Below are 22,801 nucleotides of genomic sequence, written 5' to 3'. Positions count from 1 at the left end.
TTGGTCTCGACCACCGGGTCCGGTAAAGTTCGCTTTCGGTGCGACGAGCACCGATGGGGTATGGGGTAATTGGCAGCCCGACTGATTCTGGTTCAGTTAGTCTAGGTTCGAGTCCTGGTACCCCAGCCACCGAAACCCGAAAGGGTGCCGGTAGCTGGTCTCTGGTAGAGTTCAGCAGCGGTTGACCGCAAGGTCAACAATGGAAAGTCCTGGCCCCGTCGTCTAGCGGCCTAGGACGCCGCCCTCTCAAGGCGGTAGCGCCGGTTCGAATCCGGTCGGGGCTACGGTCGACGGCCCGCATCACTTCGCTGGTGCGGGCCGTTCCTGTTCGTACGCCTCGGGACGCGCCCATCTCCGAGCTGGCGTCCCTGCGTCCGAGCCGGCGCCCCGCGTTCGGGCGGGTGGTCGGACCGGTCCCGGTGTCGAGCATCGCACACCACGCGGGCCCTGGTAACCGAAACGAACCAGTCGACCCTCGACATTCCGAGCGGGTGTCGGCGAGGCGCCGTGTGGGACAAGCTCAGCCTCCCCAGGGCTGGCGCCTACGCCGGGCCGGGGAGGGGCCGGTCACAGGCCGCTCAGCCGTTGGCCGGCCCGGACCACGGCCATCGCGTGCCGGTCGCCGGGGCGCCGGCCGAGCCGTTCGATCGGCCCCGAGATGCTGATCGCGGCGATCACCCGACCGGTCCGGTCCCGGATCGGTGACGAGACGCTCGCCACCCCGGCCTCGCGCTCGGCGACGCTCTGCGCCCAGCCCCGGCGGCGTACCTCGGCCAGGGTGCGGCCGGTGAACTTGCACCGGGGAAGCAGTGGCATGACCGCCTCGGGCGGCTCCCAGGCCAGCAGGATCTGCGCGGCCGAACCGGCGGTCATCGGTAGTACCGAACCGACCGGCACCGTGTCACGCAGCCCGCTGGCCCGCTCGGCGGCGGCCACGCAGATCCGCTCGTCGGCGCGGCGCAGGTAGAGTTGGGCGCTCTCGCCGGTCGCGTCCCGGAGCGCCGACAGCAGCGGCTCGGCTGCGGTCAGCAGCACGTCGGGGGCGGCGTTCGCCAACTCACCGAGGCGCGGCCCGGGGCGCCAGCGTCCGTGGGTGTCCCGGACCAGCATCCGGTGGATCTCCAGGGCCTGGGCCAGGCGATGGGCCGTGGCCCGGGGCAGCTTGGTGCGATCGACGAGTTCGGCCAGGCTGGCGCCGTCTACGCAGGCGGCCAGGATGACCACCGCCTTGTCGAGAACGCCGACACCGCTCATACTGTGTCCCACAAGCCGAAACCTACCTCCCAGAATTTAGGATGTCCAGATGGTGGGAGTCACTCCAGAGCCGTCCTCGCCCAGGACCTTGGCCGAGAAGGTCTGGGATGCTCACGTGGTGCGATCCGCTGACGGTGAGCCGGATCTGCTCTATATCGACCTACACCTGCTCCATGAGGTGACCAGCCCGCAGGCCTTCGACGGGCTGCGGATGGCGAACCGCAAGGTCCGTCGGCCCGATCTCACGCTCGCGACCGAGGACCACAACACCCCGACCGGCTACGACGACCCGTCGTTCCGGTCCCGGCGAGGTGACCTGCTCACCATCGCCGACCCGACCTCGCGGACCCAGATCGAGACGCTGCGCCGCAACTGCGCGGAGTTCGGCGTCAAGCTGCACCCGCTCGGCGACGAGAACCAGGGCATCGTGCACGTGATCGGGCCGCAGCTCGGGCTGACCCAGCCGGGGCTGACCATCGTCTGCGGCGACTCGCACACGGCCACCCACGGCGCGTTCGGTGCGCTGGCCTTCGGAATCGGGACCAGTGAGGTCGAACACGTCCTGGCGACCCAGACCCTGCCGCAGATCCGCCCGAAGACCATGGCGGTGACCGTGACCGGCGAGCTGGCCCCCGGGGTCACCGCCAAGGATCTGGTGCTGGCGCTGATCGCCCAGGTCGGCACCGGTGGCGGTCGTGGCCACATCGTGGAGTACCGGGGCGAGGCGATCAGCCGACTCTCCATGGAGGGCCGGATGACCATCGCCAACATGTCCATCGAGTGGGGCGCCAAGGCCGGGATGATCGCGCCGGACGAGACCACCTTCGCCTACCTCAAGGGGCGGCCGAACGCCCCGCAGGGGGCGGACTGGGACGCCGCCGTCGAATACTGGCGGAGCCTGCCGACCGACCCGGGCGCGAGCTTCGACAGCGAGGTCGTGCTGGACGCCAGCCGGATCAGTCCGTTCGTCACCTGGGGCACCAATCCCGGGCAGGGCACCGCGCTCGACGCTGCCGTGCCGGACCCGGAGGACTTCGTCACCGACGCCGAGCAGACGGCCGCCCGGCGGGCCCTGGAGTACATGGACCTCAAGCCCGGCACCCGGCTCCGGGACGTACCGGTGGACGTGGTCTTCGTCGGCTCCTGCACCAACGGCCGGTTGGAGGACCTCCGGGCCGCCGCCGACGTGCTGCGCGGGCACCGGGTGGCCGACGGGGTACGGATGCTCGTCGTGCCCGGGTCGGCGGCGGTCCGCGAGGCGGCCGAGCGGGAGGGGCTGGACCAGGTCTTCACCTCTGCCGGCGCCGAGTGGCGGTTCGCCGGCTGCTCGATGTGCCTCGGCATGAACCCGGACACCCTCAAGCCGGGCCAGCGCTCGGCCTCGACCTCCAACCGCAACTTCGAGGGCCGGCAGGGCCGGGGTGGGCGTACCCACCTGGTCTCGCCACCGGTCGCCGCCGCCACCGCCGTGGTCGGCCGACTGGCCGCGCCGGCCGACCTGTGAAGGGCTGACCCGAGATGGAAAAGTTCACCGTGCACACCGGTACGGCGGTCCCGCTGCGCCGGTCCAACGTGGATACCGATCAGATCATCCCCGCGGTGTACCTCAAGCGGGTGACCCGGACGGGCTTCGCCGACGGCCTCTTCAGCGCCTGGCGGGAGGACCCGGCATTCGTACTCAACGATTCTTCATATTCCGAGGCGTCGATTCTGGTGGCCGGCCCCGAGTTCGGCACGGGCTCCTCCCGGGAGCACGCCGTGTGGGCGCTGCGCGACTGGGGGTTCCGGTCCGTCATCGCCCCCCGGTTCGGGGACATCTTCCGGGGGAACGCGCTCAAGGAAGGTCTCCTGCCGGTCGAGCTTGAATTGAAGGCCGTCGAGGCTTTGTGGGAGTTGGCGGAGTCCGACCCGACCGCCCCGATCACGGTCGACCTGACCGCCCGAGAGGTCCGGGCCGGGGACGACACCTGGTCCTTCCCGATGGACGACTTCAGCCGCTGGCGGCTGATGGAGGGCTTGGACGACATTGGACTGACCCTCCGGCACGAGGCGGACATCACCGAGTACGAGGGCCGGAGATCACCCTTCCGGCCCGTGGTCGCATAGGTCGAACCGCCGACCGCACAGTCGATTTCGCCCCCGCCGGTTCGTCCGGCGGGGGCGAATCCGTTGCGACACAATGGGTTTTTTCGAGCAGATGTTTGTGTCCCGGTGGCACAGGGCATACCGTGCGCGCAGAATGGCTCGCGTTGAGTCCAGTTGCACATTGGGAGGGAAGTCGTGAACAAGGCCGAGCTCATCGAGGCTCTCGCCGCTCGTCTGGGAGACCGGAAGACGGCGACGTCGGCGCTCGACGCGGTCCTCGCCGAGGTCCAGGCGGCGGTCACCAAGGGCGATCGGGTGGCCATCACCGGGTTCGGGGTGTTCGAAAAGCGCGTGCGCGGTGCTCGAACAGCCCGCAACCCCCGTACCGGTGAATCGGTGAAGGTGAAGAAGACATCGGTTCCGGCCTTCCGGCCGGGCGCCGGGTTCAAGGAGATGGTGGCGAGCGGCAAGGCCCCGAAGAACACCGTGGCGGCGAAGAAGGCCACCACGGGTACGACGGCCAAGTCGACCACCGCGAAGAAGACGACGACCAAGAAGGCGGCACCCGCCAAGGCGACCGCCACCAAGGCGGCGGCGAAGAAGGCGGCACCGGCGAAGAAGGCCACCGGCGTCAAGAAGGCCACCACAGCCAAGAAGACGACGACGGCGAAGAAGACGGCGGCAGCCAAGAGCACGTCCACCCGGGCCACGGCGAGCAAGAAGGCCACCACGGCCAAGAAGGCTCCGGCCAAGAAGGCTCCGGCCAAGAAGGCCGCCAAGCGCTGATCCGGGTACGGTCAGGGCGCCTCCGGCTCGTCCGGGGGCGCCCTTCACGTTGCCCCGGACGGGAATCCCGACAGGTCCCCGAACGGAAGCCCCCCGAACGGGGCGTTAACCCCGCTCAGCGGCCCTTGGACGGCCTGAAGGCCCGGCTCGGACCCGACTGGGGGCCCCGGGGGCGGTCGTCCCGGCAGAATCCAGCGGAGCGGGAGACGGTCCCGGCGCGAGTCACGCGGTCAGGGTCGGGTCACGCGGTCACGACCCGGGTCACGCGGTCAGGGTCGGGTCACGCGGTCAGGGTCCGGGTCGGGGGCCACGTTCTCCCGACCGCTGACGGGTCGCCTCAGGGTGCGACGGTGGGCAACCGGTCCGCGCCGTCGAGCCGGCTCGCGGCGACCGGCCGGTCGCCGCTGAAGGCGAGCAGCCAGCCGGTGCCCTTCCCGGTCCGGAAATCCCGCGCCGACGCGGGAAGGACGACCGCCGGTCCGTTCGCATCGCTCCGGGCGGACGATGCGGCGGCCAGCCGGGTCAGCGCCTGCGGGATCACCTTGCCCTGGCTACAGACCACCGCCGGTTCCCCGGCCCGGGCCAGTTCGAACAGGGCTCCGGCGGCGGCCAGCGCGTTCTCCTCGGCGTCCTGCCCCGGCCTCGGCTCGTCATACGCGGAATCCACCTCGACCGGCAGGTCCAGCAGCTCGGCGAGGGGTTGCAGCGTCTGCACGCAGCGCCGGGGCGCCGCCGAACGCAGGCGTACCGGGCGGATCAGCGCGAGCAGTCCGGCCAACTCCCGGGCCTGGGCCAGACCCGAGTCGTCCAGCGGGCGGGCGGTGTCCGGACCGGACCAGGTGCCCCGGCTGCCCGCCGGTGCGTGCCGGACCAGTCCGAGCACCACGCTGACCGGGGGCAGGGCGGCGAACTCCGCCAGCACCCCGACGTCGTGCGGATAGCTGACCAGTCGGGCGGCCTCGGGCGGTGGCAGCCAGCGGACGTCGTCGACCTCGGTGTCCGGCTGGAAACCGCCGCTGCCGACCGCCCGCATGGACCAGAACTCGACCGTCTTCGGCGTACCGTCGCGCATCCGGTAGTGCACCGGCGAGAGCCGTACCTGAGGCACGGCGCGTACGTCCGCCTCCTCGGCCACCTCCCGCACCGCGGCGGTCAGCGGATGTTCCCCCGGATCCAGCTTGCCCTTTGGCAGCGACCAGTCGTCGTAGCGGGGACGGTGCACCACGCACACCCGGACGCCGTCCTCGCCGTGGCGCCAGACCACGCCACCGGCCGCCCGGACCGGTGTCACCCCAGCCATGCCGTCCGCCGTCTTCCACTCGCCCGGCGCCACGCGTCCGGGAAGGCAGCCCGGGCGGCGCGGACGGCGGCCCGTTCCCGTTCCACCAACCGGCCGGCGGTGACCGCGACGGCGTGGTCGCCCTTCGTCTGTTCCGCGATCGAGAGCCAGGTCTGCGCGGCGACCACCGCGTCCTGGTGCTCGCCGAGCAGGTCCTGCACCTTCGCCAGCGCCTTGGCCAGTTTCGCCGCGTCGCCGCCGAGCACCCCGGCGACGGCGTCGACGGCGTACCGGGCCCGCTTGCCGTTGACGCGTACCGCGTGCCACCGCTCGTCCGGGAGGTCGGGGTCGAGGTCGGCTGCGCCGTCGGTCTCGTCGTCGCCGTCGGTCAGCCGGTGCCAGGGTCGGGCGACCAGCCGGGGCAGCACCTCGGCGGCGGGTCGGTCGGCCCTGGCGGTCAGCTGCGGCGCCCGGGCGGCGTCGACCAGCGCCTCGACCAGGGCGTGGTAGCGCGCCGAGCCCAGCGCCTCGTCGACGGCGGTGAGCGCCGCGGCGTGCCGGTCGGCGAGCACCGTGTCGATCCGTCGCACCGCCGCCGGGTCGAGCGGACTGAGCGGGTCGGCCCCCGCCGTCCGGGACAGCCGGGCGGACAGCACTTCCGCGTCGCGGGCCTGCCCCAGCACCCCCGCCAGCCACTTCAGCTCGTCCCGCAGCGGCCTGGCCCACGCCGTGCGGACCAGCGGCCGGAAGGTCCGCAGGTCGCTGCGGAGTCGTCGGCAGCCGACCCGCATCTGGTGTACGGCGGTGTCGTCGTCGCCCACCGGCGCCCGCAACCGGACCAGCGGATCGTGCGCGAGCAGCCGGTTGACGTTCCGGCGGACCGCCACGGCCACCACGTCACCGGCGCTGGGCCGCTCCGGCAGCTCACCCGGCGGCACCAGGTCGGGCGGGGCCTCGGCCGTCGCACCGAGGGCCCGGACGTGCTTCGGGGTGAAGTCACCGGCCCGGGCGCCGGCCCCGGTCAGCGCCGACTCCACCGCGTCGAGCAGTTCCCGTCCGCCGTCCCTGCGCTCCACCTCGATCTCGCGGAACGTCGACCGGACCCGCTTGCCGTCGCGTACCTGCACCGAGTCGTCGGCGAGTTCCGCCAGTACCCGGTCGGCACGGTCGCGCAGCTCGTACGCCCGCCGGACGGTGCGGACCACCGTGGCCGGTCGGAGTTCCACGCCCCGGGTGTACACGGTGACCAGCGCCACCAGGTCGGCCGGGACGCTCTTCGGCCGGCCCGCCCGGGAGATCTCGTGCCGCAGGCCGGGACCGCCGGCCGGGAGCTTGACCGTCCAGGGCAGCTCGTCGCCCCTGCGGTGCCGCAACGACACCCCGGACCGGGCCAGCCGCAGGTCGTTGGTGTCGAGGTAGGTCGCGGTGAGCGTCACCGGAGGCAGTTCGACCACCCGTACGCCGTCCGGCACGACTCCGGTGAGGTCGGGCAGGGCGAACTCCGGGTCGACGTCGTACTTCCGCTCCTCCTCCAGCATCGGCCAAGCCTAGTCCGGAATGTCGGCTCGGCCGACGGCCCGCCGCCGGCTGCGGGTCACCGGGCGGGTCACCGGGCGGGTCACCGGGCGGGTCACCGGGCGGGTCACTTGGCGCCGGTGACCCGGCGCAGCAGCGACTCCTGGAGGTTCACCAGCCGTGCGCCCGGAGTGCCCGCGTGCCTGGTCCAGCAGCCGTCCCCGGCCAGCTCGAACGCCGAGACCTCCGGGCTCATCGCGGTGGTCAGCAACGCGTCCAGGTCGGCCCGGGCGGCCGGGTCGGTCACCTGGACCAGCGCCTCCACCCGGCGGTCCAGGTTGCGGTGCATCAGGTCGGCCGACCCGATCCAGAACTCGACGCCGCCGTCCGATCCGGCGGCTGAGCCGCCATCGGGTCCGGCGGCCGAGCCGCCGTCTGCGGTGACCCCGCTGCCGAACCGGAACACCCGGGAGTGTTCCAGGAAGCGGCCGAGGATCGAGCGCACCCGGATGTGCTCCGACAGCCCCGGCACACCCGGTCGCAGCGTGCACATTCCCCGGATCAGCAGGTCGACACGCACCCCGGCCCGGGACGCCCGGTAGAGCGCGTCCACGATCGCCTCGTCGACCAGCGCGTTCACCTTGAACTGGACCAGGGCCGGCAGGCCCGCCCGGGCCCGGTCGATCTCGCCCTCGATCCGCTCGATCAGGCCGCGCCGGATGCCCTGCGGCGCCACCAGCAGCCGCCGGTACGACGTCTGCCGGCTGTACCCGGTCAGCACGTTGAACAGGTCGGTGAGGTCGGCCCCGATCTCCGGGTCGGCGGTGAGCATGCCGAAGTCCTCGTAGAGCCGGGCGGTCTTCGGGTGGTAGTTGCCGGTGCCGATGTGGCAGTACCGCCGGATCCGGTTGCCCTCCTGCCGGACCACCAGCGCGGTCTTGCAGTGCGTCTTGAGCCCGACCAGGCCGTAGACCACGTGGCAGCCGGCCCGTTCCAGCACCCGGGCCCAGCCGATGTTGGCCACCTCGTCGAACCGGGCCTTGATCTCCACCAGCACCACCACCTGTTTGCCGGCGGCGGCGGCGTCGATCAGCGCGTCGACGATCGGGGAGTCCCCGCTGGTGCGGTAGAGGGTCTGCTTGATGGCCAGCACGTTCGGGTCGGCGGCGGCCTGCTCGATGAACCGCTGCACGCTGGTCGAGAAGGAGTGGTACGGATGGTGCACCAGGATGTCGCCGTCGCGCAGTGTGGCGAAGACGCTGCGCGGCACCTCACCCTCAGCGAGCCGGGGATGGGTGGCCGGCACGAACGGCGGATCCTTCAGCTCGGGCCGGTTGGACTCGTTGTAGACCTGCCAGAGCGCGGTCAGGTCGAGCAGCCCCGGCACCAGCAGCACGTCCTGGCTGTCCATGTCCAGTTCCCTGACCAGCAGGTCGAGGACGCGGTCGGAGACGGAGGCGGCCACCTCCAGGCGTACCGGCGGGCCGAAGCGGCGCCGGGCGAGTTCCCGCTCCAGGGCCTGCAGCAGGTCCTCGTCCCGGTCCTCGTCGACCTCCACCTCGGCGTTGCGGGTGACCCGGAACAGGTGGCACTCCACCACCTGCATGCCGGAGAAGAGCTGGTCGAGGTGGGCCGCGATCAGGTCCTCCAACGGCAGGAACCGCTGACCTGGCACGTCCCGCTCGACCCGGACGAACCTGGGTACGTTGTTCGGCACCTTCACCCGGGCGAAGAGTTCCGAGCCGCCGTCGGAGTCACGCACCACCACCGCCAGGTTGAGCGACCGGCTGGAGATGTACGGAAACGGGTGCGCCGGGTCGACGGCGAGCGGGGTGAGCACCGGAAAAATCTGCTCCCGGAAGTACCTGCGCAGCCGCTGCCGCTCCGGTGTGGGCAGGTCGTCCCAGTGCAGCAGCGCGATGTTCTCGGTGGCCAGCTTCGGCATCACCTCCTCGACGAAGCACGCCGACTGCCGGGCGACCAGTTCGGCGGCGCGTTCGGAGACCAGTTCGAGCTGGGTGCTCAGCGGCATCTGGTCGCCGCCCCGGACCGGCAGCCCGGCCTGTAGCCGCCGCTTCAGCCCGGCGACCCGGACCATGTAGAACTCGTCCAGGTTGTTGGCGAAGATGGCGAGGAACTTGGCCCGCTCCAGCAGCGGGGTGTCCGGGTCCTCGGCCAGGGCCAGCACCCGGGCGTTGAAATCCAGCCAGGACAGCTCCCGGTTGAGGAACCGGTCCGGCGGCAGCGGCGCGTCCGGTTCCCCCGCCGGCTCGCGCGCGGCGCGCCCCGGCGGTCCGGACCGGCTCGGCTGTCGGGATTCGCCCGTGCCGTCCGTTGTCGCCGTCGACCGTGCGTCTGCGGGTGTCGACCGTGCGTCTGCCGGCGTCGACCGTGCGTCAGGGCCGGATGGGGGCTGGTGTGCGGGGCGGGTGCGTGGGGACGGCGGCGGGCTCACCACCCCATCATTCCCCGGCGGCGGTGAACCAAAAATGAACTTTGACCGAGCGGATCAGGGGAAGGTCGGCAGTGTGATCCGGACCAGCCGCCCGGCGTCGTCGTGCTCCAGCCGGACCCGCTGGCCCAGCCGGAGCAGCCGCAGGCCGGAGGCGTCGAACGCGGTCGCCGGAAACGTGACCCGGGAGCCGTCGTCCAGCAGCAGCGTGCCGGTCCGGGTCTCCGGGTCGTAGTCGGCCACCGTGCCCTGCATGCCCAGCACCGTACACCGGACGGCGGGGCGGTGGGGCGGGCCGAGGGCGACGGCACGGTACCGCCACGCAGGTCGTGGCTGTGCGCTCGGCAGTGCCCGTGACCCGGTCCCTGTCCGCCGGCGCCGACCGTCGGGTCACCGCGGCCGCGTGCTCGGCAGGCCGGCGCCGACCGTCGGGTCACCGCGGCCGCGTGCTCGGCAGGCCGGCGCCGACCGTCGGGTCACCGCGGCCGCGTGCTCGGCAGGCCGGCGCCGACCGTCGGGTCACCGCCGCGGTGTGCCGGCCGAGTCCGAGCGCGACCGCGGCACGCAGGTCGGCCGGGGTGTCGACGTCGCGGCGCAGCGTCGGCCAGGCGCCGGTCAGCGGGCGGGCACCGGAGGCCGTGTGCGCCGCCGCCGAGCCCGGGCCGAACCGGGGATCCAGGTCGGCCCCCGGTGCGGCGGTGAGCAGCACCGTTCCGGTGCCGGGGGCGTCCGCGACGAACCGGCGTACGCCGGGCGGCCCGGCCGCGGCCCGCAGCGCCTCGGCCAACTCGGCCGGGCGCAGTGCCGGCAGGTCGGCGGTGAGCGCCGCCACCGGGCCACCGGAGGCCGCTGCCGCGCCCCGGGTGAACGCGGGGTTCAGCCCGGCGGCCGGCGGCTCCGCCACGATCCGGGCGCCGAGCCGGCCCAGGGCCCGGGTGGCCTCCGGGTCGTTGGTCACCACCAGCAGTTCCCGGACGGCCGGGCAGCCGAGTACGGCCTCGGCGGTGTCCTCGGCCAGGGCGAGGGCGAGCAGCTCGTGCGGTACGCCGTCGAGCGCACCGCGCAGCCGGCTCTTCGCCGACCCGAGGCGCTTGACCGGCACCACCACGGTCCAGTTCCGCTCCGCCACGTGGCAATCCTGCCAGTTGGCCGTCGTCGACCCTGCGAGTGGCATACCCGCCATCGGGATACCCCTGGCTGGCCGTAGCCAGGACGAGCAGGCATGATTTCGGCTGCGGGCGGCGGCACCCCGGGCCCGGGTCGGTGACGGGCCGGACGGGGTGGGCACCGGCGGTGTCACCTCGCCACCCGAGCCAGGACGCCCACACGGCGCCCCGGCCGGGCCGCGCCAGGGTCGGACGACGAGGAGGCACAGTGACACGGCGCAGGCTGGGATTCTGGCGACGGTTCGCCGTCTCGGTGGTCAAGCCGGTGCTGACCGTCTGGACACGGCGCGACTGGCGCGGCATGGCGCACATCCCGTCGTCCGGTGGCGTGATCATCGTGCCGAACCACCTCTCCCACTTCGACCCGCTCGTCTCGGCGCACTTCATCTACGACTCCGGCCGCTGGCCCAGCTACCTGGGCAAGGCGAGCGTCTTCAAGGTGCCGGTGCTCGGCAGGATCCTGCTGAAGTGCCACCAGATCCCGGTGGAGCGCGGCACCGTCGACGCGGCCAGGTCGCTGGAGGCCCTGGACCGGGCGATCCGCTCCGGCGCCGCTGTGGTGATCTATCCCGAGGGCACCACCACCCGCGAGCCCGAGCTGTGGCCGATGCGTGGCAAGACCGGCGCCGCCCGGCTCGCCCTGGCCACCGGCGCCCCGGTGGTGCCGGTGGTGATGTGGGGACCACAGCGGATCTTCGACCCGCGGACGAAGAAGGTCAGCCTCCGACCGCGTACCCCGGTGACGGTGGTCGCCGGTCCGCCGGTGGACCTGAGCCGTTGGGCCGACGCGGCGCCGAGCAAGGCCGTACTGGACGAGATGACCGACGCCATCATGCTGCGGCTGCGTGACATGCTGGCCGAGATCCGGGGCGGGACGCCACCACCGCTCTGGTCGGCGCAGCCGAACCGGCGTACCGAGGAATCGGCATGAGAAGCCACGTGGCGGTGCTCGGCGCCGGCTCCTGGGGTACGGCCTTCGCCAAGGTGCTCGCCGACGCGGGCCGGAACGTGGTGGTCTGGGCCCGCCGACCGGCGGTGGCCGAGGCGATCCGGAACACCCGGACCAACCCCGACTACCTGCCTCGGCTGCGGCTGCCGGCGGCGGTACGCCCCACCGTCGACGCCGCCGAGGCGATCACCGGCGCCGACCTGGTGGTGCTGGCGGTGCCCTCGCAGACGCTGCGCGGCAACCTGGCCGAGTGGGCCCGGCACCTGGAACCCGACTCGTCGTTGGTCTCGCTGATGAAGGGGATCGAGCTCGGCACCACCAAGCGGATGAGCGAGGTGATCGTGGAGGCCGCCGGGGTGGCGGCGGACCGGGTCGTGGTGGTCTCCGGCCCCAACCTGGCCGCCGAGATCGCCGCCGAGCAGCCCGCCGCGACCGTGGTCGCCTGCACCGACACCGACCGGGCGACCCTGGTGCAGGCGTCGGTCAACACGCCGTACCTGCGGCCGTACACCAACGACGACGTGATCGGCTGCGAGCTGGGCGGCGCGGTCAAGAACGTGATCGCGTTGGCGTACGGCATCACCACCGCGATGGGGCTGGGTGACAACACCCGGGCCACCCTGATCACCCGGGGGTTGGCCGAGACCGCCCGGCTCGGGGTGGCGCTCGGCGCCGACCCGCTCACCTTCGCCGGGCTGGCCGGCCTCGGCGACCTGGTAGCCACCTGCTCATCGCCGCTGTCCCGCAACCGCACCTTCGGCGAGCGCCTGGGCCGGGGCGAAACCCTGGAGCAGGCACAGGCGGCGACCCGGCAGACCGCCGAAGGGGTGAAGAGCTGCCTGGCGATCCGGGACCTGTCCCGGGCACGCGGGGTGGAGATGCCGATCACCGAGCAGGTCGAGCGGGTCTGTCACGAGCGTGCCGACCCGCACGCCGCGATGGCCGCCCTGATGAGCCGCAAGCCGAAACCGGAGTGACCCGCAAGCCGAAACCGGAGTGACCCGCAAGCCGAGACCGGAGTGACCCGAACCGAGCCGCGGAAGGACACGATGCCCGACCAGTCGAACTACGGCGACGGCACCCGCAGCGTGCACGCCGGCCTACCGGAGCCGACGCCGGGGGAGCCGTTCCTGCCCGGGCCGGTCTTCGCCGGCCCCTACCATCTCGACCCGGCGATCGGCCCGGAGGCGACCCCGAACGGGTACGGCCGGCCGGACAACCCGACCCGGCGCGGGCTGGAGGCGGCCATCGGTGAGCTGGAAGGCGGTGACTGTCTCGCCTTCGCCAGCGGGCAGGCCGCGATCACCGCCGTACTCCTTGCGGTGCTCCGGCCCGGCGATACCGTACTGCTGCCGGCCGACGGGTACTTCACGGTGCGGGCGTTCGCCGCCGAGACGCTGCGCGGGATCGGCGTACGCGTCGAGTTCGTGCCGACCGCCGGCCCGTACCCGGCGTTCGACGGCGTACGTCTGGTGCTGGTCGAGACGCCGGCCAACCCGGGCCTGGACGTCTGCGACATCGCCGAGCTGGCGGCCGGGGCGCGAGCCGCCGGTGCGCTGCTGGCGGTCGACAACACCACCGCGACACCGCTCGGCCAGCGACCGCTGGAACTCGGCGCCGACCTCGTGGTCGCGTCCGGCACCAAGGCGCTGACCGGGCACTCCGACCTGCTGCTCGGGTACGTCGCCAGCCGGAACGCCGAGCTGCTGGAGACGATCCGGGGCTGGCGGACCAGCACCGGCTCGATTCCCGGTGCCTTCGACGCGTGGCTGGCACACCGGTCACTGGCCACGCTGGACCTGCGGCTGGCCCGGCAGAGCGCGAACGCGGCGGCGGTGGCGGCGGCGCTGCGGGCCCGCTCCGACGTCTCCGGCGTACGTTGGCCAGGGCTCGCCGACGACCCGGCGTACCCGATCGCCAGCCGACAGTTGCGGCGGGTGCCGGGGATCGTCGCCGTCGACCTCGGCGACGCCGACCGGGTGACCCGGTTCCTGACCGCCAGTCGGCTGGTCTTCGCGGCGACCTCCTTCGGCGGCCTGCACACCAGCGCCGACCGGCGGGCTCAGTGGGGCGACGACGTCTCCGCCGGATTCGTGCGACTCTCCTGCGGGGTCGAGGACGCCGCCGACCTGGTCGCCGACCTGACCGCTGCGCTCGACGCGGCCGGTTGACCGCTGGGTCCGGCGTGGCCGGTTGACCGCTGCGCTCGGCGTGGCCGGTTGACCGCTGCGCTCGGCGTGGCCGGTTGCCCGCTGGCTCGATGCGGTCGGCTGCACGTGGCGCTCGCCTCGCCGGCCGCGCCGGGGCGAGCCGGAACCGGGGTACGCTGCGGCGACTCGTTCCGGTATGCGGACAATACTGCGGATCATGCCGGGCCTGGTCACGACCGGCCTGCTGGCAGCCGGATGCACCGGGCCGGGGCCGGCCATCGCGACCGCGACGCCTACGCCGACCGCGACGCCCACCGCCGGGTCGCCGGGGACGGTACCGGTGTCGGGCGGTGCCCGGACGGTCCTCTCCTGTGCGCACGTGGTCGATCGGGTCGACGCGCCACCGGACGGCTGGCCGGCGCTGGCCGGCGCGGTGGCGATGACGCCGCACCGGCTGGAGCCGTCCCCGACCGGCGACGCCGGGCCGGCCCGGCTCTTCGCCAAGACCGGCCTGGCGGTCCGGGCGGACTCCCGCGTCGACCTGGCGGTGCGGGCGAACCAGGTCGGCCGGCTCTGGATCGGCTGGGGGAGTCCGGCGCGGCCCGACCGGGCGCTGCACTTCCCGGGTTGCCCCGGCGAGTCCGGCTGGCTGGTCTTTGCCGGTGGCGTCTGGCTCGACGTGCCCGCCTGTGTGCCGGTGACCGTCCGGTCGGCCGGACGCGAGGAGCGGGTCCGGATGCGGGTCGGCGCAGACTGTCCGGAGTGACCGTGGCGGACCGCCGCCCGGGCCGGAATCGGCGATTATCCTCGGGATGGCAGGTGGCTGTGCAGCGTCCACCCGCACCGGGAGGCACACCATGGCGACTTCGGAAGTACCGGTCGTGGTCGGGCTCGACAACGGCGGTAACAGCAACAACGCCACCGTGCTGGACGTTACCGGGCGGTTCCTGGTCGACGAGCTGGTCGAGATCCCGTGCCGGGTGCTGGAGGGCCCGGAGGCGGCGGTCGAGGCGCTGGCGGCGTCGATGGCGCAGGTGCTGGCGCTCACCGGCATCCGGCCCGAGCGGGTCCGGGCCGTCGGGCTGGACACCCCGGGGCCGGCCAGCGCCACCGGGGTCATCTCGTCGCGGGGCTCGACGAACTTCTCCCAGCCGGCCTGGCGCGGCTACGACATCCGTGGTGCCCTTGAACGCAGGCTCGGCCTGCCGGTCGCCTACCACAACGACGGCAACGCGGCCGCGCTCTACGCTCACCACTCCTACTTCGGCACCGACGCGCCCCAGCGGTCGTCGGTCTCCGCCATCGTCGGCACCGGTCTCGGCGGTGGTGTGGTCGTCCGGGGGCAGGTGGTCACCGGCACGGCCGGGATGGCCGGCGAACTCGGGCACGTACACATCCCGATGTTCGGCCTGCTCGCCGAGGGGCAGCCGACGCCGGTCTGCAACTGCGGGTTCGTCGGGGACGTGGAGAGCGTCGCCTCGCTGACCGGCATCCGGCGCAACCTGCTGCCGTACTGGCTGGGCCGGTACGCCGGGCACCCGCTCGCCGAGCTCGACCCGGTGAGCGCCGCCAGGCAGGTCCGGTCGTACGGGGTGGACGGCGACCCGATGGCGCTGCGGATCTTCGAGCAGCAGGCGATGGCCCTGGGTCGGCTCTTCACCATCGTCGCCAACTTCACCGACCCGGACGGGTACTTCGTCGGCGGTGGCGTGGTGGAGGCGACTCCGGAGTTTCGGGACTGGTTCCTGGCCACCGTCCGGGAGCACACCACGCTCCGGGCCGAGCAGGCGGAGCGGGCCCGGTTCGCGTTGGTGCCGGATCTCGACATGGCCGGGGCCCGTGGTGCCGCCATCGCCGCGCTCAAACTGCTGGACGGGCCGGCCAGCCCGGTCGTCCGCGGCGATGAGAACGCACGGCCGGACCCCGCGTCCTAGGGTTCGGCTCAGGGCTGGGCGGGTGGAGCAGGCCGGGCCGGCCGTGTCGATGGTGCCGGCGGTACGGCCGGCGGTAGGGATGGCCCGACCCTGACCGACTCAGGGTCGCGGAACCCCGGGACCGGTCCGGGATCTTGCCGGATACGCGGTGGCGGCGGGGCGACGACGCTGGTCACATGATGTCCAGACCCCTACCTCAGCCGTGGACCGCCCGACCGTTGACCCTGGTCGCGGCGCTCGGCCTGTGCCTGACGGCGGCCCTGGGCGTCGCGGCGCACCTCGCCCCCGACCCCGGGATGAGTCCGCTCTCGCTCACCATCAGCGACTACGCGGTGTCGAACAACGGTTGGCCGATGAACCTGGCGATCCTGGTCCTCGGCGTCACCTCGCTGGCGGTACCACTGGCGTTGCGGGCCGCCCGGGTCGGAGTGGGACGTCTCGCCGAGGCGCTGCTGCTGGTCTGGTGCCTGGGGTTGATCGCCTCGGCGCTGGTACCGACCGACCCGATCGGGCAGGTCGAGCTGAGTACCCAGGGCTACGTGCACCGGTACGTCTCGGTCGCCGCCTTCGTCGCACTGCCGGTCGCGACGCTGCTGGCGATCCGCCGGCTCGCCGCCGACGTGCGCTGGCGGGACGCCGTACGCAGGTTGCGGGCGCTGGCGTTGACCAGCGTGCTCGGGCTGCTGGCGCTCTACTACGTCGCGTTCCCCGGCGGTCGGGTGATGATGGGCCTGGTCGAACGGATCCTGGTGCTGGTCGAGTTGGCGCTGCTCGCCGTCCTGGTGACCCGGCTGCACCGGGTGGCCGGCAGCCGGTCCCCCGGCGGTGCCGGCCCGGGAGGAGCCCCGCTCCGGCGTCCCGATCGGCTCGAGGTCGGCTTCGCGTCGGTAGCGATGGTCCCCGACCAGCGATGCGCCCTGACCCGCCACGCCCCCTGCCCGCCGACCCGGACCGGCGGAACAGGGGGCGTGGGGCACCGGAGCTGGGCGGGCCGAGCATTGCCGGGGGACGCAGCTCGGTGACCGCCGACCTCCACCCTGGTCAGGGGAGAACGGGGGAGGTGGGCAGCGCGGTGGTGAATGCGGTCCAGGCGGCCGGTGCGAAGATCAGTACCGGGCCGGTGGCGTCCTTGGAGTCGCGTACGGCCACGACGTCGTCGGCGGCCCCGGCGAGCAGGGCGAACTCGACGCAGGCGCCCTGGTCGCCGCTGCGGCTGCTCTTGCGCCAGGGGGCCCGGCCGAGCAGATGGTCGGTCGTCTCCGGTGACATGTCACAGTCCTTTCAGGAGGCGGTTGATGGTGTCGCGGCTTTCCGCGGGACTCAACGCGACGGCCCGCAGGTGTTCCATGATCTTCGCGCAGGTGCGCAGGTCGTGCGGCCGGTCCAGGATCAGCTGACCGGCGACGGTCTCCACCGAGGCGAGCGTCGGGTCCTCCGGGTCGGCGAACTCGAGGATGTGCAGCGAACCACGGGTGCCTCGGTGGTAGCCCGCCTTGAGCGGGATGACCTGGATGGTCACGTTCGGCAGCTCGGACATCTTGAGCAGGCTCTTCAACTGTGCCGCCATCACGGCCTCGCCGCCGACCGGCCGGAGCAGGGCGCCCTCGTCGACGATGGCGTCGAAGATCGGCGGGTCGGCCTCCTTCAGCCGTTCCTGCCGGCCGATCCGGATCTGCACCCGCTGCTCCACCTCCTCGTCTCCGAGGGTGTGCGGGCCGCCGCGCATGATCGCCCGGATGTACTCCGTGGTCTGGAGCAGACCCGGCACGACCGACGGCTCGAAGTTCGCGATCGCCGTGGCCTCGGCCTCGACCGCGATGAAGTCGATGGTGCGGCGGTCCAGGATGTACGAGTAGGAGACCCACCAGCCCGGCTTCCGGGCCTCCTTGGCGAGTTGCACCATGTCCTCGAGTTCGCTCTCCGGCCGCTTGTAGAGGGTGAGCAGGGCGCGTACCGAGGCCGGGCTGACCATCGTCTGCGCGTTCTCGTAGCGGGAGAGCGTGCTACGGGTGCTGTTGATCTCGTCGGCGGCCTGTTCGAGGGTGAGCCCGGCCGCCTCGCGGGCATGGCGTAGGGCTATGCCGAGGCGGCGGGCGCGGAACGACTTCGGAGCCATGCATCGATCCTGTCACATGGAACCGGGAATGCGTGCATGAGAGAAGGTACGTGAGAGTTGCATTCACGCGTTCACAACTGGCAATCTGTCATCACGTCCTCACCGCCGGTGGTCGTGTCGACGGTGGCTGTGGGTGACCGAAGGGGAATGAGGCGCACGGCGATCGGACCTTCCCGTACCCGATCGCCGTGTTCCTCCCGCCAACAAGCGGGACCTGGAGGTGACAGTTAGCGCTTCCCATGGCTGTCAGCCGGGGATTCCTGGCTCGGACCGCACGAGACCGCCGTCCTGGGAGGAGGAGGTGATCGCGTGTCTTACGTCGTCGGCGCCAGCACGCTCACGTGCTGCCGTGGCGAGGATCGTCCTCGCGGCGTTCGGGTCGCGGCAGGCGGTGTGTCCGCAGGCGTGGCAGCGGAAGACCATCGCGATCGCGGCCTCGGCGGCCTTGCGGCCCAGCCGGTGGGTATACCGCACCGTCTCGTCCCCGCCTCGCGGCGTCTCAGCCGCATCCGACAGTTTTGCCCGCGGTGGAGCCGACGCCATGGCGAACACCGGAGGCGGCTCGCCGTGGCATCTGACCGGCACGGACCTCGGAGTGGTCGCGGGCGGCGAAGCCACCCGGGATGGCGGCCGGGACGGTCAAGGTGACCCGGTACCTCGTGGTGCTCACCGACGTGCGGCCATTGACCAAGGAGGGCCGGGACGAGCGGATCGAGCCGGAGCGGCGCCGCCAGGTCGTCGGCGCCACCAGCCGGGAGGCCGCCGACCGGATCGCCACCGCCTTCGCGGCGCTCGGCATGGTGCGGGCGGGACGACAGCGGGTCAAGGTACTCGCGGTCGGCCGCCGACGATCCCCCGGCGGCTGAGCCGCCACCGAGCCACGGGTCAGCCGCCCGGAGCCACGGGTCAGCCGTCCGAGGTGAGGCGGCGGAGCCGGAACCAACAGCGCCGGACCAGCAGCGCGACCTCGACGGCCGCCCGGCTGCGCCACCGGACGATCAGGGTAAGCAGCGGTACGACCACCGCCGCCGTGCCGACGACCACGACCGGGACCGGCGGGTGGGGGCCGAGCGTGAAGAGCAGCATGCCCAGCAGCAGCGCGACGAGCCGCAGCGGCGCGGTGACGAAGGCGAACCGGTAGCGGTTGGCCAGGATCAGCGCGCGGATCGGGGCCGTCAGCCGGTTGAACCGCCAGCGCAGCAGCGCGAGGACGGCAGCCGCGCCGGCCAGTGCCACCAGCACCCCGCCGGCCGCAGCGAGCGGTCGGGACCCGATCGCCTCCTGCGACGTCCCGACCAGGAAGGCGACGACCAGGAGCAGGGCGCAGCCGAGATCGGTCAGCAGCCAGAGCGCCCGCCGGGCATTGTCGGTGGCGGCCCGGATCGCGACCGGATCGGTGGGTACCGTCCGGAGCATCCCGGCCATGGCTGGCGAGGCGCGTACCGCCCGTCCCCGATCACTGTCCAGGGTGGCCAGTCCGTGCAACGCCTGCGGGTCGTCGGGGGCGAGCCGCAGCGCCTCCAGGTACGCCGCCCGCGCCCGACCGAACTCGGCCATCCGGCGCTGCACCTTCCCCTCGGTGACGTGCGCCGAGACACTCTCGGGGTCGAGTTCCCTGGCCCGCCGGGTCGCGCCCAGCGCGGCGAGGACCGTCCGGGTACCGCGACCGCGTAGCAGCGCCTCGGCCCGGGCGAGTTCGTTGCGGGCGTCGTCCGGATCGAGGGTACGGGCCAGCTCGGCGGCGGCGAGTGCCTCGGGAATCCGGCCCAGCTGGCGCAGCGCCAGGGAGCGGTTGCGCTGCACCCATGGACTGTCCGGGGTGGCCTGGGCCGCCAGGTCGAGCACGGTCAGCATGTCCGTCCAGCGGCGTTCCTGCTGGTAGCAGTAGCCGAGTACCTGCAGGGCCTGGCTGTCGTTCGGGTCGGCCCGCAGCGCCTCGGCGATCAGCGGATAGGCGGCCCTGACCCGGCCGACCTGGGCGAGTTGCAACGCCCGCACCAGAGGCGAGTTGCCGGCCGCCACACCCCGGTCGGCTCCGGCGGCGGCCATCAGAGCATCTTTCGCTGCTTCAGATAGCCGACCAGGTCGTCGTACACGCCGCCCTCGTTGGCGAACATCGCCACGTTGCGGGCGGTGGCGAACCACGGCTTGGTGGATGGGCGCACGTCCTTCAGCGCCCGGTCGAAGTCGCGCTGCTCGATCATCCGTACCTCGCCGCGCCGGATCGAGTCGGCCATCGCGTACTCGGCGGCCGACTCGCACAGGTGCGCCAGGTCGGCGCCGGAGAAGTCGTCGGTGGCGGCGACGATCCGGCGTACGTCGATGTTGGCGATCGGGCGGTCCCGCAGGTGGTACTCCAGGATCGAGGTACGGGCCGGCGCGTCCGGCGGGAGTACCAGGACCACCCGGTCGAGGCGGCCGGGCCGGCGTAGCGCGGGGTCCACGTCCCAGGGCGTGTTGGTGGCGGCCAGTACGAAGACGCCCTCGTTGTTGCCCTCCACCCCGTCGAGTTCGGCGAGCAGCTGGTTGCCGATCGTCCGCATCCCGCTGGAGGTCACCTTGGAGCGCTTGTGCCCGAGCGCGTCGACCTCGTCGAGGAAGAGGACGCAGGGCGCGCTGCGTCGGGCCGTCTGGAACAGCTCGTGCAGGTTGCGCTCGGAGTTGCCGATCCACATGTCCAGCACGTCCACGATGGAGAGCGAGATGAACTTGGCCCCCATCTCGCCGGCGATCGCCTTGGCCAGGAACGTCTTGCCGCAACCGGGCGGGCCGTAGAGCATCAGGCCGCCGCGCAGGCTCTTGCCGTACAGCTTGCGTAGTTCCGGGTTGCGCAGTGGGCCGAGGAACGCCAGCTCCAGCCGCTCCTTGACCTCGGTCATCCCGCCGACGTCGCCGAGCCGGATGGTGGAGACCTCGACGTCGAACATCCGGTCGGCGTCCCCGGTCACCGGCTCGGGCTGGTCACCGGCGGGTGAGAAGCGCGGCGGCACCACGTCGGCGAGTTCCCGCTCGTAGGCCGCGAGCGGATCGTCACCCTGCTGGCTCGGCCCGTCCGGCTGGCCCGGCCCGCCCGGTTGCGGTGGCTCCGGTGTGGCTCCGGTGCCGCCTGCCGGGACGGCGGCGGCCTTCGGGCCGGTCGCCGGGGCTGACGCCGACGTATCGGGCGCGGGTGCACCGGTGGCGGTCGAGGATGCGCCGACGCCCAGGGCTCGCTGCATCAGGGCCTGTGCCTGCGGATCGGCCGGATTGCGGGCGAGTGCCTGCCCGACGTGCGCGATCGCCTCGGCGGGGCGTCCGGCGTCGAGGAGCAGCCCGGCGAGGTGCAGTCGCAGCGGCACGTCCGCCGGGTTCGCGTTCAGCGCCGCGGTCAGGCTGTCGATGATCGAATCGGAACTCACAAGACGAGCAGCCTAGACGGCGCGGCACGCTGACGACACCCGCAACTCCGGTCCCGGCGACCCCTCTGGTTTCGGTACGCCACCGGTTACCCCTTGTGCTCGGCGTGCTCACTCCGGTAGAGGTTTCCCGGGCCTGAAAAGGGGTGTGGACCCGGGAGGTGGCCACGCAGAGTAGGGTCACCCGGTGAGCGCACGAGGAGCGACGGCAGCGCGCCACTGGGCCTTTCGCTGGGCGGGCGCCGTGGACCAGGATGAAATGCTGGCACGGTTCCGACCGGGGCCCGGCACTGATCCCGTTAGGTCCGACCGTCGGCGACGCCGGTCCGGGTGCGGTGGCTCGCCGACCCGGCCTGCATCACCGACCGGATCGGCCGGATCGGCTGGACCGGCCGCGGCGACCCCGAACGCCCCGGAGTGGGTGCCGGCCGGCGACGGCGTCGACCGGCGGTGACGCAACAAGCAGCAGCGACACTACGAGCAGCAGCGACACAACGAGCAGCGGCGACACAACGAGCAGCGGCGACACAACGAGCAGCAGCGACGAGAACGACCAGCAGCGACGAGAACGACCAGCGGTGACGCTAACGAGCAGCGGTGACGCGAACGAAAGGTGACCGGAGTGACCACCCCAGGCAAGACCCGCGTGGCCGTCGTCTTCGGCGGGCGGAGTACGGAACACGCGATCTCCTGCGTCAGCGCCGGCAGCATCCTCGGCGCGCTCGACCCGGACGAGTACGACGTGATCCCGGTGGGCATCACCAGGGCCGGTCAGTGGGTGCTGACCGACGGTGACCCGGCCCAGTTCGCCATCACCGAGCGGCGGCTGCCGGAGATCACCGCCGCCGCAGGATCCACCGTGGTGTTGCCGGCCGACCCGACCGGCGATGGTCTGATGGTGCTGGATCCGGCACAGGGGCCGCAGGCGCTCGCCGGAGTCGACGTCGTCTTCCCGGCGCTGCACGGCGCGTACGGTGAGGACGGCACCATCCAGGGGCTGCTGGAGATGGCCGGCGTCCCGTACGTCGGTGCCAACGTCTTCGCCTCGGCGGCGGCGATGGACAAGGAGTTCACCAAGAAGCTGGCGGTCGCCGAGGGCATCCCGGTGGGGCCGTACGCGGTGCTGCGCAGCGGGGTCAGCCTGACCGAGGAGGACAGGGATCGGCTCGGGCTGCCGGTCTTCGTCAAGCCCTCCCGGGCGGGTTCGTCGGTCGGGATCAGCAAGGTCTCCGACTGGGCGGATCTCGACGACGCCGTCGCGCTGGCCCGGCAGGTCGACCCGAAGGTGCTGGTCGAGGCCGCGATCGTCGGCCGGGAAATCGAGTGCGGGGTGCTGGAGGCCGAAGCGGGTGGCGGCCCGGAGGCGTCACTGCTGGCCGAGATCCGGGTGGTCGAGCACGACTTCTACGACTTCGAGGCGAAGTACCTCGACGCCAGCGACTACGACATCCCGGCCGACCTGCCGGACCGGGTCACCCGGCAGGTGCAGGAGTACGCCTGCCGCACGTTCACCGCGCTGGACTGCGCCGGACTGGCCCGGGTCGACTTCTTCGTCACCCCTGAACTGGACGTCTATCTCAACGAGATCAACACGATGCCGGGGTTCACACCCACCTCGATGTTCCCGCAGATGTGGGCGGCGACCGGCTTGGAGTATCCCAAGCTGGTGAGCCGGCTGATCCGGACCGCGCTGCGTCGAGGCACCGGCCTGCATTGACAG

The 22,801-nt window shown here is 72.5% G+C and carries 22 protein-coding genes and 2 tRNA genes; 13 read left to right on the top strand and 11 right to left on the bottom strand.

The window, feature by feature from the left end:
• Positions 1-54: 54 nt before the first annotated feature.
• Together EV371_RS26105 and EV371_RS26100 are read left to right on the top strand one after the other, a co-directional pair.
• Positions 55-129: transfer RNA gene (locus EV371_RS26105), tRNA-Gln, on the top strand.
• Positions 130-211: 82 nt separating this feature from the next.
• Positions 212-284, top strand: a tRNA-Glu gene (locus EV371_RS26100).
• Between the two features lie 283 nt (positions 285-567).
• On the opposite strand, the gene EV371_RS26095 is transcribed toward EV371_RS26100, so the two are convergent.
• Positions 568-1,254, bottom strand: a complete 687-nt coding sequence (locus EV371_RS26095) for an IclR family transcriptional regulator domain-containing protein (protein ID WP_130464384.1) — start codon at positions 1,252-1,254, stop codon at positions 568-570.
• 49 nt (positions 1,255-1,303) lie between these two features.
• Here EV371_RS26095 and leuC point away from each other — a divergent pair, with 49 nt between their 5' ends.
• The 3 genes from leuC to EV371_RS26080 all read left to right on the top strand — a co-directional run bounded on the left by leuC (position 1,304) and on the right by EV371_RS26080 (position 4,125).
• Positions 1,304-2,758: a 3-isopropylmalate dehydratase large subunit gene (gene leuC / locus EV371_RS26090; RefSeq protein WP_130464383.1), complete on the top strand. Its 1,455-nt coding sequence runs from the start codon at positions 1,304-1,306 to the stop codon at positions 2,756-2,758.
• A 14-nt stretch (positions 2,759-2,772) separates the two neighbouring features.
• Entirely contained in the window at positions 2,773-3,360 is a 588-nt protein-coding gene (gene leuD, locus EV371_RS26085; protein ID WP_130464382.1) for a 3-isopropylmalate dehydratase small subunit, read from the top strand.
• Between the two features lie 174 nt (positions 3,361-3,534).
• Positions 3,535-4,125 carry an HU family DNA-binding protein gene (locus EV371_RS26080; RefSeq protein WP_130464381.1) on the top strand — a complete coding sequence of 197 codons (591 nt, stop codon included), beginning with the start codon at positions 3,535-3,537 and terminating at the stop codon, positions 4,123-4,125.
• A gap of 337 nt (positions 4,126-4,462) precedes the next feature.
• Here the strand turns inward: EV371_RS26080 and EV371_RS26075 are convergent, their stop codons facing one another.
• The 5 genes from EV371_RS26075 to cofC all read right to left on the bottom strand — a co-directional run bounded on the left by EV371_RS26075 (position 4,463) and on the right by cofC (position 10,500).
• Positions 4,463-5,425: a bifunctional NUDIX hydrolase/histidine phosphatase family protein gene (locus EV371_RS26075; RefSeq protein ID WP_130464380.1), complete on the bottom strand. Its 963-nt coding sequence runs from the start codon at positions 5,423-5,425 to the stop codon at positions 4,463-4,465.
• Positions 5,413-6,942, bottom strand: coding sequence for a CYTH and CHAD domain-containing protein (locus tag EV371_RS26070; protein WP_130464379.1), 1,530 nt, complete (start codon positions 6,940-6,942; stop codon positions 5,413-5,415). Before EV371_RS26070 ends, EV371_RS26075 begins: the two co-directional genes overlap by 13 nt.
• 104 nt (positions 6,943-7,046) lie before the next feature.
• Positions 7,047-9,377: an RNA degradosome polyphosphate kinase gene (locus tag EV371_RS26065; protein ID WP_486484793.1), complete on the bottom strand. Its 2,331-nt coding sequence runs from the start codon at positions 9,375-9,377 to the stop codon at positions 7,047-7,049.
• A gap of 51 nt (positions 9,378-9,428) precedes the next feature.
• On the bottom strand, positions 9,429-9,626 hold the full coding sequence (locus tag EV371_RS26060; protein WP_207230610.1) for a cold-shock protein: 198 nt from the start codon (positions 9,624-9,626) through the stop codon (positions 9,429-9,431).
• A 178-nt stretch (positions 9,627-9,804) separates the two neighbouring features.
• Complete coding sequence (gene cofC, locus EV371_RS26055) at positions 9,805-10,500, bottom strand: 2-phospho-L-lactate guanylyltransferase (protein WP_486484792.1); 696 nt, start codon at positions 10,498-10,500, stop codon at positions 9,805-9,807.
• 245 nt (positions 10,501-10,745) lie between these two features.
• Here cofC and EV371_RS26050 point away from each other — a divergent pair, with 245 nt between their 5' ends.
• From EV371_RS26050 to EV371_RS26025, 6 genes are all read left to right on the top strand, one after another.
• The gene (locus tag EV371_RS26050) at positions 10,746-11,468 is read left to right on the top strand and encodes a 1-acyl-sn-glycerol-3-phosphate acyltransferase (RefSeq protein ID WP_130464375.1); all 723 of its coding nucleotides are present in this window, start codon (positions 10,746-10,748) and stop codon (positions 11,466-11,468) included.
• A complete protein-coding gene (locus EV371_RS26045; RefSeq protein WP_130464374.1) occupies positions 11,465-12,463 on the top strand; it encodes an NAD(P)H-dependent glycerol-3-phosphate dehydrogenase in 999 nt (332 codons plus the stop codon). The genes EV371_RS26050 and EV371_RS26045 overlap by 4 nt, the downstream gene beginning before the upstream one ends.
• A gap of 72 nt (positions 12,464-12,535) precedes the next feature.
• Complete coding sequence (locus EV371_RS26040; RefSeq protein WP_130464373.1) at positions 12,536-13,657, top strand: cystathionine gamma-lyase; 1,122 nt, start codon at positions 12,536-12,538, stop codon at positions 13,655-13,657.
• A gap of 196 nt (positions 13,658-13,853) precedes the next feature.
• Entirely contained in the window at positions 13,854-14,402 is a 549-nt protein-coding gene (locus tag EV371_RS26035; protein ID WP_130464372.1) for a hypothetical protein, read from the top strand.
• A gap of 91 nt (positions 14,403-14,493) precedes the next feature.
• Positions 14,494-15,570, top strand: a complete 1,077-nt coding sequence (locus tag EV371_RS26030; RefSeq protein WP_130464371.1) for an ROK family protein — start codon at positions 14,494-14,496, stop codon at positions 15,568-15,570.
• Positions 15,571-15,746: 176 nt separating this feature from the next.
• Entirely contained in the window at positions 15,747-16,592 is an 846-nt protein-coding gene (locus EV371_RS26025) for a DUF998 domain-containing protein (RefSeq protein ID WP_130464370.1), read from the top strand.
• Between the two features lie 19 nt (positions 16,593-16,611).
• Here EV371_RS26025 and EV371_RS26020 read toward each other — a convergent pair whose 3' ends face one another.
• The 3 genes from EV371_RS26020 to EV371_RS26010 form a co-directional block, all read right to left on the bottom strand.
• A complete protein-coding gene (locus EV371_RS26020) occupies positions 16,612-16,839 on the bottom strand; it encodes a DUF397 domain-containing protein (protein WP_130464369.1) in 228 nt (75 codons plus the stop codon).
• 1 nt (position 16,840) lies between these two features.
• Positions 16,841-17,686: a Scr1 family TA system antitoxin-like transcriptional regulator gene (locus EV371_RS26015; protein ID WP_130464368.1), complete on the bottom strand. Its 846-nt coding sequence runs from the start codon at positions 17,684-17,686 to the stop codon at positions 16,841-16,843.
• Positions 17,687-17,932: 246 nt separating this feature from the next.
• Complete coding sequence (locus tag EV371_RS26010; RefSeq protein WP_130464367.1) at positions 17,933-18,160, bottom strand: hypothetical protein; 228 nt, start codon at positions 18,158-18,160, stop codon at positions 17,933-17,935.
• A 149-nt stretch (positions 18,161-18,309) separates the two neighbouring features.
• On the opposite strand from EV371_RS26010, the gene EV371_RS26005 reads away from it, so the two are divergent.
• A complete protein-coding gene (locus tag EV371_RS26005; protein WP_207230609.1) occupies positions 18,310-18,552 on the top strand; it encodes a hypothetical protein in 243 nt (80 codons plus the stop codon).
• Positions 18,553-18,592: 40 nt separating this feature from the next.
• On the opposite strand, the gene EV371_RS26000 is transcribed toward EV371_RS26005, so the two are convergent.
• Entirely contained in the window at positions 18,593-19,735 is a 1,143-nt protein-coding gene (locus EV371_RS26000; protein ID WP_130464366.1) for a tetratricopeptide repeat protein, read from the bottom strand.
• A complete protein-coding gene (locus tag EV371_RS25995; protein WP_130464365.1) occupies positions 19,735-21,084 on the bottom strand; it encodes an AAA family ATPase in 1,350 nt (449 codons plus the stop codon). The genes EV371_RS26000 and EV371_RS25995 overlap by 1 nt, the downstream gene beginning before the upstream one ends.
• A gap of 619 nt (positions 21,085-21,703) precedes the next feature.
• Between EV371_RS25995 and EV371_RS25985 the strand changes: the two genes are divergently transcribed.
• On the top strand, positions 21,704-22,798 hold the full coding sequence (locus tag EV371_RS25985; RefSeq protein ID WP_130464363.1) for a D-alanine--D-alanine ligase: 1,095 nt from the start codon (positions 21,704-21,706) through the stop codon (positions 22,796-22,798).
• Positions 22,799-22,801: the final 3 nt, after the last annotated feature.

The organism is Plantactinospora sp. CNZ321, from assembly GCF_004217235.1.
The sequence above is the reverse complement of the archived record's forward strand: the minus strand, read 5'-3'. Positions and strand labels throughout refer to the sequence as shown.

Excerpts from the sequence above, each read along its gene's own strand:
- EV371_RS26005 (WP_207230609.1), top strand. The coding sequence starts at position 18,310 with ATGGCGGCCGGGACGGTCAAGGTGACCCGGTACCTCGTGGTGCTCACC.
- EV371_RS26075 (WP_130464380.1), bottom strand. The coding sequence starts at position 5,425 with ATGGCTGGGGTGACACCGGTCCGGGCGGCCGGTGGCGTGGTCTGGCGC.
- EV371_RS26070 (WP_130464379.1), bottom strand. The coding sequence starts at position 6,942 with ATGCTGGAGGAGGAGCGGAAGTACGACGTCGACCCGGAGTTCGCCCTG.
- EV371_RS26095 (WP_130464384.1), bottom strand. The coding sequence starts at position 1,254 with ATGAGCGGTGTCGGCGTTCTCGACAAGGCGGTGGTCATCCTGGCCGCC.
- EV371_RS26015 (WP_130464368.1), bottom strand. The coding sequence starts at position 17,686 with ATGGCTCCGAAGTCGTTCCGCGCCCGCCGCCTCGGCATAGCCCTACGC.
- EV371_RS26035 (WP_130464372.1), top strand. The coding sequence starts at position 13,854 with ATGCCGGGCCTGGTCACGACCGGCCTGCTGGCAGCCGGATGCACCGGG.
- leuC (WP_130464383.1), top strand. The coding sequence starts at position 1,304 with ATGGTGGGAGTCACTCCAGAGCCGTCCTCGCCCAGGACCTTGGCCGAG.
- EV371_RS26020 (WP_130464369.1), bottom strand. The coding sequence starts at position 16,839 with ATGTCACCGGAGACGACCGACCATCTGCTCGGCCGGGCCCCCTGGCGC.
- EV371_RS26045 (WP_130464374.1), top strand. The coding sequence starts at position 11,465 with ATGAGAAGCCACGTGGCGGTGCTCGGCGCCGGCTCCTGGGGTACGGCC.
- EV371_RS26060 (WP_207230610.1), bottom strand. The coding sequence starts at position 9,626 with ATGCAGGGCACGGTGGCCGACTACGACCCGGAGACCCGGACCGGCACG.
- EV371_RS26030 (WP_130464371.1), top strand. The coding sequence starts at position 14,494 with ATGGCGACTTCGGAAGTACCGGTCGTGGTCGGGCTCGACAACGGCGGT.
- EV371_RS26000 (WP_130464366.1), bottom strand. The coding sequence starts at position 19,735 with ATGGCCGCCGCCGGAGCCGACCGGGGTGTGGCGGCCGGCAACTCGCCT.
- EV371_RS26025 (WP_130464370.1), top strand. The coding sequence starts at position 15,747 with ATGATGTCCAGACCCCTACCTCAGCCGTGGACCGCCCGACCGTTGACC.
- EV371_RS26040 (WP_130464373.1), top strand. The coding sequence starts at position 12,536 with ATGCCCGACCAGTCGAACTACGGCGACGGCACCCGCAGCGTGCACGCC.
- leuD (WP_130464382.1), top strand. The coding sequence starts at position 2,773 with ATGGAAAAGTTCACCGTGCACACCGGTACGGCGGTCCCGCTGCGCCGG.